General features: G+C 61.4%; 13 protein-coding genes and 2 pseudogenes. 3 read left to right on the forward strand and 12 right to left on the reverse strand.

Features of this window, described 5'->3' with window-relative positions; all coding sequences use genetic code 11:
- Positions 1-73: 73 nt before the first annotated feature.
- The 3 genes from ACAM26_RS16875 to mobQ form a co-directional block, all read right to left on the reverse strand.
- Complete coding sequence (locus ACAM26_RS16875) at positions 74-1,057, reverse strand: S1C family serine protease (protein WP_369614174.1); 984 nt, start codon at positions 1,055-1,057, stop codon at positions 74-76.
- Entirely contained in the window at positions 1,044-1,265 is a 222-nt protein-coding gene (locus tag ACAM26_RS16880) for a hypothetical protein (RefSeq protein ID WP_369614175.1), read from the reverse strand. Before ACAM26_RS16880 ends, ACAM26_RS16875 begins: the two co-directional genes overlap by 14 nt.
- A gap of 67 nt (positions 1,266-1,332) precedes the next feature.
- Entirely contained in the window at positions 1,333-3,327 is a 1,995-nt protein-coding gene (gene mobQ / locus ACAM26_RS16885) for a MobQ family relaxase (RefSeq protein WP_369614176.1), read from the reverse strand.
- Between the two features lie 218 nt (positions 3,328-3,545).
- On the opposite strand from mobQ, the gene ACAM26_RS16890 reads away from it, so the two are divergent.
- The 3 genes from ACAM26_RS16890 to ACAM26_RS16900 are packed head-to-tail and all read left to right on the forward strand — an operon-like array spanning position 3,546 to position 6,819.
- Positions 3,546-3,857, forward strand: coding sequence for a mobilization protein (locus tag ACAM26_RS16890; RefSeq protein WP_369614177.1), 312 nt, complete (start codon positions 3,546-3,548; stop codon positions 3,855-3,857).
- A gap of 32 nt (positions 3,858-3,889) precedes the next feature.
- Positions 3,890-6,436, forward strand: coding sequence for a type IV secretory system conjugative DNA transfer family protein (locus tag ACAM26_RS16895; RefSeq protein WP_369614178.1), 2,547 nt, complete (start codon positions 3,890-3,892; stop codon positions 6,434-6,436).
- Between the two features lie 14 nt (positions 6,437-6,450).
- Positions 6,451-6,819 (forward strand): hypothetical protein, encoded by a 369-nt coding sequence (locus tag ACAM26_RS16900; RefSeq protein ID WP_369614179.1) that lies wholly within the window; start codon positions 6,451-6,453, stop codon positions 6,817-6,819.
- A gap of 165 nt (positions 6,820-6,984) precedes the next feature.
- Here the strand turns inward: ACAM26_RS16900 and ACAM26_RS16905 are convergent, their stop codons facing one another.
- From ACAM26_RS16905 to ACAM26_RS16945, 9 genes and pseudogenes are all read right to left on the reverse strand, one after another.
- A complete protein-coding gene (locus tag ACAM26_RS16905) occupies positions 6,985-7,155 on the reverse strand; it encodes a hypothetical protein (protein ID WP_369614180.1) in 171 nt (56 codons plus the stop codon).
- 793 nt (positions 7,156-7,948) lie between these two features.
- Positions 7,949-9,130, reverse strand: a complete 1,182-nt coding sequence (locus ACAM26_RS16910; protein ID WP_369614181.1) for a replication initiator protein A — start codon at positions 9,128-9,130, stop codon at positions 7,949-7,951.
- Positions 9,131-9,190: 60 nt separating this feature from the next.
- Positions 9,191-9,406, reverse strand: a complete 216-nt coding sequence (locus ACAM26_RS16915; protein WP_369614182.1) for a chromosome partitioning protein ParB — start codon at positions 9,404-9,406, stop codon at positions 9,191-9,193.
- 20 nt (positions 9,407-9,426) lie between these two features.
- Entirely contained in the window at positions 9,427-10,056 is a 630-nt protein-coding gene (gene parA / locus ACAM26_RS16920) for a ParA family partition ATPase (protein ID WP_133484300.1), read from the reverse strand.
- A 214-nt stretch (positions 10,057-10,270) separates the two neighbouring features.
- Positions 10,271-10,384: pseudogene (locus ACAM26_RS16925) on the reverse strand (conjugal transfer protein TraD); the annotation flags it as partial.
- Between the two features lie 14 nt (positions 10,385-10,398).
- Entirely contained in the window at positions 10,399-10,629 is a 231-nt protein-coding gene (locus tag ACAM26_RS16930) for a recombinase family protein (RefSeq protein WP_369614186.1), read from the reverse strand.
- A pseudogene (locus ACAM26_RS16935) lies at positions 10,615-10,854 on the reverse strand (recombinase family protein); the annotation flags it as partial. The pseudogene ACAM26_RS16935 and the gene ACAM26_RS16930, both read right to left, overlap by 15 nt.
- Entirely contained in the window at positions 10,788-11,150 is a 363-nt protein-coding gene (locus tag ACAM26_RS16940) for an ISAs1 family transposase (protein WP_369614183.1), read from the reverse strand. The pseudogene ACAM26_RS16935 and the gene ACAM26_RS16940, both read right to left, overlap by 67 nt.
- An 18-nt stretch (positions 11,151-11,168) precedes the next feature.
- Entirely contained in the window at positions 11,169-11,390 is a 222-nt protein-coding gene (locus ACAM26_RS16945; protein WP_369614184.1) for a transposase family protein, read from the reverse strand.
- Positions 11,391-12,151: the final 761 nt, after the last annotated feature.

Raw genomic sequence — 12,151 nt, forward strand, 5'->3', positions numbered from 1 at the left:
GAGATGTGGAAAGGCCCAAGGTTTGCGCACATTGCTAAATGCATACTCTGTGCCTGCTTGCGCTCTAATTCGGTTAGCCGCAAACATCGCCATTGGTCAGCGCATTGCAGCGTCCCATGACGGCATCCCAACGTTCAAGCTGTGCGGCCACGTCCAGAACGCGGCCAATCGGGACGGCCTGATTAAATGTCTGCTTTCCGAAGGAAACCATGCCCACAGCTTCACCCCTGGTATTGAAAACCAGCCCGCCGGAATTGCCGCCGATGATCGGCGCGGCAATCTGGAGCATAGGCCAGTCCTGGAACATGCCGGCGGCTGTGCCGTAGCGGCTCACCAGTCCGGCAGACAGTGAGAACCCCCAGCCCTGGGGCGCTCCGATCGTTGCCACTGCGTGGCCCTGGCGAGGCATGGCCGGGGCCACAGTCACCGGCTGGCCGGGTTCGCCCTCGATGTGCAACAGGGCCACGTCTTGGGATGGATCGACACCGACCACGCGGGCCGGTCGCCATTCGCCTGATGCCAGCTTGACGCGCACCGCCTCGGTGCCGCTGAGGACGTGCCCGGCGGTCGCCACCTGGTGGCCGTCACCGACCAGGAAGCCCGCGCCCATCGTGACCCATTCGCGTTCCTGGTCGCGCTTCGCCCATTCGGCTTTCCAAGCCCGATACCGGGTTAGCCAGGCGGTCGCCTGGTTGGTCTGTACGCCAGGGATAAGCCAAGCGCGATTGCTGCGGCCATCGCCTCGGGCATTCTCCAGCGTGGAAACCATGACCACGGACGGCGCGACACGCACGGCTACGGCGGCCCAATCAATGGCGGGGGAGTACGGGCGGGAGTCGAGCGGCAGCAGCTCGCCGGCTGCTCTGTCCGCGCTGGCCTGATCGTCGTTGGTCAGGTGGTCGCGCCATTGGCTGTCACTGAGGCGCTGCTGTGCGGCGGCCACAGCGTTGACGTTGGCCTGTGTGGTTACTAGGGCATAGCCAGCCAGGGGCAGGGCGACGCCTGCGGCGATGTAGGCGGCCAGAGCAGCCCGTCGCCAGGTCTTAACGCTGCTCATGCTGTGCGCCCTCCTGGTGGCCGATGTAGCCACGCATTTGCAGGCGCTCGCCGGTCTGGTCGCCAATCTGCAAGACCTGGACGTGTTGGCTGTAGGCGGTCTGGATCATCCAGCCGGCCAGGACAAGGGCAGCCAGGGCGGCAGCCAGGGCAATGCGATATTTCGTTAGATTGCGGCCGTCTTGGCCGGTAACATTGCGCTTAGTCATGATTCACCTCTGTGCAGGTGGATTGTGATTAGGTGTCCGGTTCGGTTGCCGCCGACCGGGCACCGCCTTAGCGGCCCCGACTCCTGTCGTTCTCGCGGTCGCGGCTCGCCTTCTGCTTGAAGCGTTCCAGAATCTCCCGCTTCTTCGCCTCCTTCGCCTGGTCGCCCTTCTCGTTGTCGCTGTTCAGCTCCTTGGCGAGTGCGGCGGCCTGGGTCTTGCCAGTCTGGGTTTCCTCGTACTGCTGTTCCGCGTTCGTCTCGCGCTGCATTCCGGCCAGTCGTCCGGCCTTGTCCAGCTCGTTACGCTCGGCCTTGTCGGCCTTCTCGCGGTTGGTGTCGATGCGCTGTTTCAGCTCCTCGATGCTCTCCTGTTTCATAGTGTGCTCCTGGTTTTTGCCTGTGCGGCGTTGGTCAATCTTCGCCCGCTGCGCTGCGATGCGGGCGGCCTTCTCTTTCTCGATAACCTGCTGGAAGTTCGCGGCCAGTTCCGGGCGTGCCTCGGCGGCCTTCTTCTCGGCCAGGCGTTCGCCTCGGGTCGGCTGCTCGTAGGGGCCAGCCTTGCGCATGTAATCCCCGATCAGGGTCAAGCGGCGTTGCAGTTGTGACCAGCGCCGTTCCAGACCAGACCGGAGACCACACCAGGCAGAAAGCGCCTGGTCGTGTGCGGCCTTCTTGAAGCTCGCAAGAAGGCCGGTCGGCTCGGCTGGCCGCTGCTGGTCGATAGCCTGCAACTTCCCTTCCTGGCGTTCCATCTGGCCCGCTGCGCGGGCGTGCAGAACCTTGGCCCGATTCACTATCAGAGTGAATTGCCGCGCCTTCTCGTTTTGCCATTCCTGCTTGATGGCGTCCGGGCTTGGGTCGTTGGCCGCGTTGATGGGTTCTCGGTCGGCCACGGCCCGGCGCAAAAGGTCAGCGTTTAGCTCGTGCTGGATCAGCTCGCGGGCGTTCGGCTTCTCGCCGGTCAGCCCATTGTCAGCCCGTCGCAGTGCGTGATCTGGTTCGGCTCGCTCGTGCTCCACGTTACGAGGAACATCACGCGGCAATAGCACTTCACTTCGTTCGGGGAAGCGAACCACACCGAGTTCGGACAGGTTCCGCAAGCGACCTCTTGCGAAGGCCGGCGGGACGTGTCCAGGGCGGCCAATGTCGGACTTACCGGCGAATCGTCCGGGTTTCTCTCCTCCTGCTCGGGTAACGCCTCTTGCAGTGACCCTGTCAGGCGTTCTATCTCGTCCATTTCCGTTGTTTCGCTCATAAGCTGCCCTCGCTGCCTCGATGCGCTGACGCGCCTCGGCAAAGTTGATGATCTGCGCGTTACGCTGGGCAATATCGCGCCCCTTGTCGCCGCGCTCTGTTCTGATTCCGCGCTGCTCCATCTGCACCACGTTCGGGCCAAGATGCACGGTCGGCAGGCGCTCAAGTTTGGCGGCCTGTTCGGTGTCGCCCCGCTCGATGGCTGCGGCCCGTTGTACCTCTAGGCTGCGGTAGTCGATGCGCTCCTGGCGGCCGGCATTCTCAAGATGCCGATTCGACATTTCCGCCCAGCGTTCCCGCCAATGGCTGACCTCTCCACTTTTCTGATCGTCCAGTTCGCGGGTCTTATCTTTGAAGCCTTCCGGCGTCAGTCGGCGGGTGCTGCAAAGGATGTGCGCGTGGTGGTTCCTGTGATCGCCTTCTTTGTCCGGCTCATGGATCGCAACATCAACGGCCATGCCGTGACGTTGCACAAGCTCGCAGGCAAATTCGCGCACCAATTCTAGGCGCTGCTCGCGGTTCATCTCCGCCGGCAACGCCACTTCAAATTCGCGGGCAACGGTCGAGTTCTTGCGCTTCTCGGCAAGCTCGGCCGCGTTCCAAAGCTGCTCACGCTGCGAGGCCCACGCGGGCGCATTTTCCGGCAGGAAAATTTCGGTGTGCTCAACACCACGCCGGCGGGTGTAGTCATGGACAAAGCCCGTCCGCTCGTCCATGACTTTTTCGCCTGAGCGATAGGCAATCGCCGCCGTAGCTGACCGGCCCGCGCTGCGGCTGATTGTCTTAACGCTAAGGTGAAAAATTGCCAACTCGCTGCCTCTTTTCTTTAGCGGCTAAAGTGCCGCGCTGCTTTTGCCAAGTTGCCGATTTCGGCAACGCGGAGGGCCGCAGGCCCGGAGGGGTTGTTAGGGCGAAGCCCTGACCGCACGCAAACGAAGTTTGCATAAGTGCGCCCTTCGCTTTGCTACGGGTTGCGTAATACCACCATCGTCGATAATATTCAAGCCTCATAGAAGGAGGAAGCACTATGGCAAAAACGACTAAGGACAAACTGGCACAACTGCTAGAAAAAGAATCCCAGCTCAAAGCGCAGATTCAGGCGCTGAAACAGCGCGAAGCTGAGGCCGAGCGCAAGAAGAATACTCGCCGAAAAATCCTTATTGGCGGCGCAGTGCTTGCCAAGGTGAAGCGCGGCGAGTGGCACATGAACCAGCTTCAAGACCTGCTCAATTCTGAGCTGAAGGCAGACCGAGACCGTGAATTGTTTGACCTGCCATCTCTGAATCAGAATCAGGCCACTGAAGCCCCCAGCGGCACGGGTGGCGGCAACCAGCCGTAACGCTGTTTTTTCAACCTGCACAGAGGTGAAAAATGACTGACATTTCTTGGTACTTAGAACGCGCATGGGCCAGCATTGTTGCTGTCCTGATTGGCGCGTTTTTGATTTCCGTGGCCCCGTCCGCTTCGTCCGCCACCTTTACGCGATGCACTCCGAGCGCGGACACTTGGGCCTTCACCAGCGACCCACAGGCACAGGAAAACGCCAGGCATCGCGAGGCGCTGCGCTGCGAAGCTGAAAACGCGGTGCTCGATTCTTGGGCCGCCAAACTGGCGGCATTGGATAACGCCAGGGAGCAAGCCAGCACGGCGGCTAATGCGGGAAACTGGGATGCCTTCCGGGCGGCCTTTGCCGAGGCAAAGGGGCCGCTTTTGGATATGCAGCAGGCGGCTACCGAGACACCCAGCGCCCAAGGTGCGGCGGCTGTCCGTTCCCTGTTCGGGCAAGACCTCAATTTCATGTTCCAGAATGTCGGTCTGCCGGCTCCGTCCTCCTTCGATGACGCGCTGGCAAAGATTGCCGAGGCCAGCCGGGCAGAGGGTCAGGAATCGAAAGCGGCCACCTTGGCCGTGTCGATCATGAATCAGGCCAGCGCACGCGGTGCGGAGTTCGTGATCGGCCTCAGCCGGGCAGCCGGTGATGAAGTGAAGGCCGAAACCCTGGCACAAAGCCGGGCCATCGCAGAGACTCGCCGGGATCGCCTAGAAGGCCGAACCGTTGATGGCTATGTGGGCGGCTTCTTAGATCGCGTCCTGACGGTTTGGAAGCCCTGGCTTCTCATGCTCCTGGTGGTGACGTTCTGCGGCTCCTGGTGGGCCACCAAGCGCAAGCTAAACCCGGTCACTGCCGGCGCTGCCGCTGGCCTCGCCTACATGGTGCCAGGCACCGCAATGGCGGGCGCGTTCGTGTTCCTGCCATTCCTGCCGCAGTGGTTCATGATCGCCGCCACTCTGGCCGGCACGTTCGCCACTTACCTTTTCGCCGGGCCGGTGTTTGGCTGGCTCGCTGATCGCGCTGGCAACACGCCAACCGCTCACCGTCTCAAGACCCTGGGCCATACACTGGAAAACCTCCGCGCCGGTCTCGGTGGTGCGCCTGCTTCGCCCTCGGCGAGTGTCGTTTCGCAAATGGCCGCGCCGGTCGCCACGCACGGTTCGGCACGCTGGGGAACGGCTACCGAGATTCAGGAAGCAGGCCACCTGGACAACTTGAAAAACCCGCCCAAGCAAACCGGCTTAGCACTGGCTCGCGTGACCGATACGCCGGCTGGCTTCGATCAGCGTTTCCGCTATGTCGGCCATGTGGTGACGATCGCCCCAAACGGCTCCGGAAAAGGCATTGGCGCAGTCATTCCGAACCTGCTGGAGTACCCCGGTTCCTGCCTGGTGCTCGACGTGAAGGGCGAGAACGCAGCCGTAACGGCTCGCGCTCGCCGGGAGCTGGGCCACAAAGTTTTCCTGGTCGATCCGTTCGGCGTGAATGGCCCCGAGTGTGCCGCGTTCAACGTCCTGGATCGGCTTGACCTCTCGGATGCAGATTGTGTCAGTGAATCGGCCATGCTGGCCGACTCCCTGGTAATTTCGGACGCCAAGGGCGGCGGGGAACATTTCGACGAATCGGCTAAGACTCTACTTCAAGGGATGATGCTGCACGTTGCCAGCCTCGACGATCCAGCCAACCGCCACCTGGGCGAGTTGCGCCGGCTGCTGACCGCTGACGAGGAAACTTTCCTCGCCACCTTGGCCGAAATGGCTACCGATGAAAGCTCGGCGTTTGGCATCCCTGCCAGGGCAGCCAATACCATCATGGGCATGGCTGACCGCGAACGCGGTTCGGTGCTCTCGACCGCTCGCCGGAATACCTCGTTCCTGGATGATCCCCGGATCGTCGCGGCGCTGTCGCGCTCCGACTTCGACCTGACCGCTATCAAGTCGGATCTGATGACGGTCTATCTGGTCATGCCGGCCAACAAGATTGCCACCAATGCCCGGTTCGTTCGTCTGTTTGTCGGCTCGGTAATTGCCGCCATTACGGCATCGTCAAAGCAGCCACCGCACCGCGTGACCTTCATCCTGGATGAGTTCGCCCAGCTTGGCTACATGAAGGCCATCGAGGAGGCCGTTTCACTCATGCGTGGCTATGGCCTAGCGTTCTGGGTGTTCCTGCAAGACCTCTCCCAGCTCAAGGGCGTGTATCCACGTTGGCAAACCTTCATGGCAAACAGTGCCAAAGTGTTTTTCGGAACGGATGACTACGACACCGCGAAATACGTCAGCGACTCGCTGGGCCAGGCCACCATCGAATATGAGACCCACAACAAGGGCAAATCGACCGGCGGGAACTTTGGGGGCAGTGATGGCAGCGGTAGCAGCTTTGGCCGCAATAGCGGCAGTTCGAGCGGGATTAGCCAGCAACTTACCGGCCGGAACCTGCTCACGCCTGACGAGGTGATGCGCCTCGGGCCGGAACGGCCGATTGTCCTGGTCAAAGGTGAATACCCGTACCAGCTCGCCCGACTCAATTACCTGGTGGATGCTGAGTATGTGGGCAAGTCCGACCCTAACCCTTACCACAGCTAAGGGGGAATGCCTGCATGATGCTGGTCCTTGGGTTGCTGCTTACTCTTGGTTTGGGCTTTTGGTTCGGCCGTCGTCTCGGGCCTGCGCTGGTGGCCGCTGTCATGGTCATGGCTGCACCGCTCTGGCTGGTCGGGGGGTTCGTCCTCGATCTGCTGCGCAAGCTGCCCGCCGGTATCCGGTGGGCTTGGTTCGCCCTGCTCCGGGCGCTGGGTGTCCTGGCCGTGCTGCTGCTGACCCCGTTTGTGTTCGTGTGGGCGTTCCTGGCTGAACTGTTCCGGCCGAAGCATCAGCCGCCGACCCCAATTCAGTCAGCCACCGAACGGACGGCCGAAGTCATCGACCTGGTCGCCTGGCGTCGCCGGAAGTCAGAAACAAAAGAGTAGAAGCGCAAAAACTTAAAAACTCAAATGAGTTTAGCGGCTAAAATACCGTGCCCCTCAAGTGTCAATATCAGGCCCGCCATGTGCGGGCCTTTTCGTGCGCTACCTTCAACTGTCTGGCTCCCGCGATGGTGCCAGGGGGTTTTATTGACACTTGAGGGGCGGGCATCACTCCCCGCCTTTCTTTCTGGTGCTCGCTGGCTTGCTTTCGGCCGGGTTGATCCGGGCCAGCAACGCGGCGGCCAGCCGGGCGGCTTCCTCGCGGGCCTTGCCGGCTTCTTGGCGTGCCTGAGCGGCGGTTATTCGCTCGGCTATGCGCTGCTCCTGGGCGGCCGCCACCTGGTCGCGGATCGGCCCAGCTCCGGCCCCTGGGAACCCGTCCGAACATACCGACTGCATAGAACACCCGTAGAGGCGTTTTCAGGGGTGGGGTAGACCCCTTGGCTGACCGCTTCCGCGTCGTGTGGCGCGATTCTGGTGGTTCCGGCTCTGCCCCGGTGCATAGATCGTTGCAGCGGCTTCCCGCCCCCTCTCTTGGCGTTCAACCTTATGGCCTTGCAGGCGGCGCAGTTGTTCAGGATGGGCCCAGGCGGTGGGCTTGCCTCGATTCCTTACTGACAAACCCTTAGCGGACTTTCAGGCAGCGCAGGGGCTTGGCTTGGGCTGAGGGGGTGGAGCTGGCACCGTCGCGGCAAGCCGCGACTTGGTAAGAGTCACTGGCCGCAGGCCAGGCATTTTTGAGCGGCTACCGGCCGCGATAGGCCGACGCGAAGCGGCGGGGCGAAGGAAGCGAAGCGACCGAAGGGCAGGCGTGCCGATAGGCACTTTTAGGCAGTCGGTTTTGCTTGCAGGGCTGGGAGTTGTCCACAGGCTGAGGGGTTTTAAGAAGTTTTTTTAGTTTTAAAGAGTTTTAGGGGGCGAAAACCCTATTTTTCTCTTTATAAATCAATAGCTTAAAAATTTTCCTGGTTCCTAATGTACGGAATCCGGTTCCTAATGTACGGAATCCGGTTCCTAATGTACGGAATCCGGTTCCTAATGTACGGACTATCCACAGGCTGAGGGGGCAAGGGATCGGAAAGCCGCTTAAGGGCATATTGCCCTAATGGTCTGAGCCGGTTTCCTCCGTACATTAGGAACCCGCCTCCCCGGCCTTCCGCTGTTTTCGAGCGTAAGACAGTGCCTCTGTGTTGGCAGCCGAAAGCTCCATGCCGTTGTCGATCAGTTGCTGCCGGTACTCCAACGCGCCCAGCCCTTCCAGATCGGCCAGCCATGCCCGATTCGTCATCACCAGAAGCGGCCCGTTTTGCCCCTTCTGTTCCTCCAGGTGATATTCGGGCAGGTCGTTGGCCTCGATCAGCTTCCGCAGCGTAAAGGCAAATTTCTTGAGCGCTCCGGCGCTGCCGCTGCGCTCGTAGAGGGTCTGGAACGCCCACACGGCTTGATCCTTGCCGGCTGCCCTCCGGGCTTGCCGGTAGATGTACCGGCCAATGCCTGGCTCGATCAGGAAGTAATCGGGATGCACGGCGAGAACGTCCGGGTTCTTGCCTTCCGTGACCTCCTGGTGAATCCACCTCGGGGCCTCGATCTCGACAGATGCAATCTTGCCGTTGTCGGTGCGGGACAAGACCTTGTAACCGCTTATCAGCCCTTCCGCCTCAACCTCTCGCATCATCCTCTTACCGTTGGGGGATAGCCGCTCACGCACGTTCTTGATGGATGTGCCCTTGAGTCGATCAAGGGCACCTTCTATTTCGCTGGCTTGCTTGCCACCATCACCACGTCGGCAGAACTTGAGAATGTCGCTTATATGAGGCCGGTAGATGCGGCCCGGTTTGTCGCCCTTCCCTTCCCGATAGCGGTTCATGGCCTCCGTCATGTGCGAGACCATCATCAGCACCAGGTCGTAATCCCACACACTGGCCATGCCGTAAGGCCCTGCCGTAACTTCAACGTAACCATCTGGCAGGTCATAGCGGATCACCTCACCAGCTCGCTTGTCTCGCTTGGACAGGCGGAACACGGCCACGTCCATAACGCTGCGACTGTCGCGGGTGCCCACGTCATAGAGTGTTGGCACGAAAAAATCAGGCAGGCAGTCAGCGGCCGGCGGCTTGCGGATATTCGGGCGGGCCTGCTCGGCCTCCTGTTGCTTGCGCAACCTGGCGGCCGCGTCTGCCCATGACTCACCGGGGCGGGCCTCGTCCTCGATGCGGCGCTGATTGCTGCGCTCGCGCATCTTCTGAACCCGGTCTATCAGGTCGTCACCGACAACGCAGCCGATGGGCTGCGGCCCTTGGGGGCGTTTGGTCATGGGCTATTCTCCTTTAGCCACTAAAACGTAAATGAGTAAAAGCGCCTTTACTCTTCTACTCTACGCCTCCGGTAGTTGCTCGACGTAATCGGTCAGAATCTCGGTGATGGTCTTGCCATGACTGGCGGCATAGACCTTCAACTTGGTGTGCAGGGTTGCGGAAAGCTGGAAATTGACCCGCTTCATGCTGGCCTCGTCGGCCAGGCTGGCGAGGGTGGCGGCTTTGTTCCTGGTCGCGCTCGGGCGGCCTGCGGTCAAGGTTCCGGGTTTGCTCATTTGCGTTAATCCTCAAAAGCTCAAATAAGTTTGTGTTTCAGTTCAGCCGCCAGGGCGCGAACTTCGGCGGCGGCATCGCCGGCCGGTTCGGCCTCCATGACGGTCGTACCATTGGCCGCGGTGCCTGGGTAAACCACGCGCTGGGTAATGCGCGACTCCAGAACAGGCAGGCCATAGCCGGCCAGCGCCTCGGCCACCTCTGCGCCGATCTTGGTGCCCTTGATGGCACGCGACACCACAAAGGCGGCCTGTAAGCGGCCGTCTGTGACCTCGATCCGCTGCTTGACCAGCTCCACCAGGTCAGCGGTCGCCCAAATATCATAGGGGCTAGGCTGAACCGGAATCAGAACGAAGTCGGCCGCTTTGATGGCTGACACGGCCAGGTCTGCCGCCTGGGGTGCGCCGTCGATCACCACAAAGTCTTTGCGGGCGACGTTCTTCAAGTCCCGGTCAATGGTGGGGCGGTCGATGCCGACCACGGTCAGGGGTTGATCCTCGCGCACGGCAGCCCAGTCGCGGGCGCTGCCCTGCGGGTCAGAATCGACCAGCAGAACATCGGCCCCGTCCAGTTGCAGGGCGCGGGCAAGGTGGGTGGCAATGGTCGTTTTTCCTGACCCGCCTTTCTGGTTCAAAACAGCGATGACGTGCATGGCATGCTCCTTGCATCTTTGTTGGTTTACTCAAAGCATCATACCGCAAAATACAAATGAGTAAAGACGTTTTTACTTATTTGCGCTCCTTCCTCCGACGGGCCAGCTCGGCACGCGTCCAGGCCGCTGACTCGGCCATGTCTCGCCGCAGCTCGGCCATTTCGTCAGGCGTCAGCGGGCGCACGGCGGCCCCTTCGTCCTGGTGGCGGGTGATGGCTTCGGCCACGGTCTCGCCTTCGCGTAGTCCGTACAGCTCGCGGGCGTTGGTGGTGGAAATGAACGCGGGCAGGTCGTTGGATGGGCCTTCGTCGTCCAGGAAAGCCGGCTCGTCGTCGTGGTGAGTCATTGGGTGGTCTCCTTGTTCAGTACGCGGTACATGGTCGAGCGATGCACACCCAGCAGGGCGGCCACCTCCTTGACGGTGCGGCCATCCTGCTCGATCAGCTCGCGGGCGTGCTCGATCTGCGCCGTGGTGAGGGTAGGGCGGGGGCCAAACTTGACCCCGCGCCGTTTGGCAGCCTCGCGGCCGCTCCTGGTGCGGTCGATGATTAGGGTTCGCTCGAACTCGGCAATGCCGGCGAATACGGTCAGCACCATGCGGCCGGCAGGGGTCGTGGTATCGGCTCACGGCTCGGCCAGGCTGTGCAGGCCAGCGCCGGCCGCCTGGATGCGCTCGGCAATGTCCAGCAGGTCGCGGGTACTCCGGGCCAGTCGGTCGAGCCTGGTCACGGTCACAACGTCACCGGGTCGCAGGTGATCGAGCAGGCGGGCCAGCTCCGGGCGGTCGCGTGCTGGCACCCCATCGCATCGACGGTGACGATGCAGCCTTCCAGCTGCAGCAACTCCAGCAGTGCGGGGATGGCGGTGATCTCGTTGGAATTGGCCGCCGTGGCGACCTGGGCGAGCACCACCCGGTTGGTACTCGCCCAGGCCGTCACCAGATGCAGCGGTGCCAGACCCTTGCCCCGGTCGTAAGAATGGCGCAGCTGCTTGCCGTCGATGGCCACCACCTCGCCCGGGATGACCGTGCGGATCGACTCGACCCAGGCGCGGAAGCAGCGCTCGAAACCCTCGGGGTCCAGCAGCCCGAACACGCGTCCAAAGGTGTCGTGCTAGGGGATGCCGTTGGGCAGCGCCAGGAACTGCTCCAGCCACTCCTGCTTGGCCTCGCCGAACCAGGCGATCTCCGTCCAGCTATCGGCCCCGCACAGCGTCCCGGCAACAGCGATCACCACCATATCGCTCAGCAGATGCCGGTGCTTGGTCGGACAGCGTGGATCCTCGAGGATCGAGAAGTGGGCGACCAGGGAGATGTCGATCGGTGTCTCGGACATCGGCAGCGGGCCTCTGGGTGTAGGGATCAGGAGGCCTGAGTGTCGCTGACCGATGCGGACTTTATCCAACAGAATTTGCTAATGCTTTGATGCGATAGCCCTGGGGGCTCGGTACGCCCATTGGCCTCACTGTTTCGACGGGAGGTGGGCAGATCTTGTGGCCGTCTCTGCATTCACATCTGTGATTTTTCGAGAGGGACGTCCGCTGTCCCCCAAGTCACTCGCTAAGCGACTACCGAGAGGCGCTCGCTAATGTCCTTTGGAGCTTCAAGCAAGAGACGCCAATGGTACGGTGCCTTCGCAGAGTAAAGACCGCGCCTTGCGCTCTCCCAGTTAGTGCTACTGATCCTTTTGCCGGTTGATGCTGAGCGAATCAAGCCAGCCAAGAACCCGAGTTTCTCGCGATTCCACGCATACATGAACATCTCCCCACTAGACTCGACAAAGCTATCGAGGTAGTCGGCTATCTCCCGAGCAATACCAGGATTTCTAGCGAACATGGCATTCGGAGAGTCGTGCTTCATCACATTCCAAAGCAACTCCTTAGTCTCGTCGAATTGCGCAGAGCACACACGTGCCCTGTCACACTCCAACCTGAGCTTCGCGGCCTAGGGCTTTGCTGATACGTACCTGCTCCACGACCCGATCCGTGATATCGCTGGTGTCCGTGGACAGGTAGCGATCTAGATTGATCTCAACCGATCCGATGACGGTCACCGGAAGATCATCTTCCATCCTCTCCTTCAGGGCACGTAAAGCCA

The sequence above is a fragment of the Marichromatium sp. PS1 genome, from assembly GCF_041155115.1.
Lineage (GTDB): Bacteria > Pseudomonadota > Gammaproteobacteria > Chromatiales > Chromatiaceae > Marichromatium > Marichromatium gracile.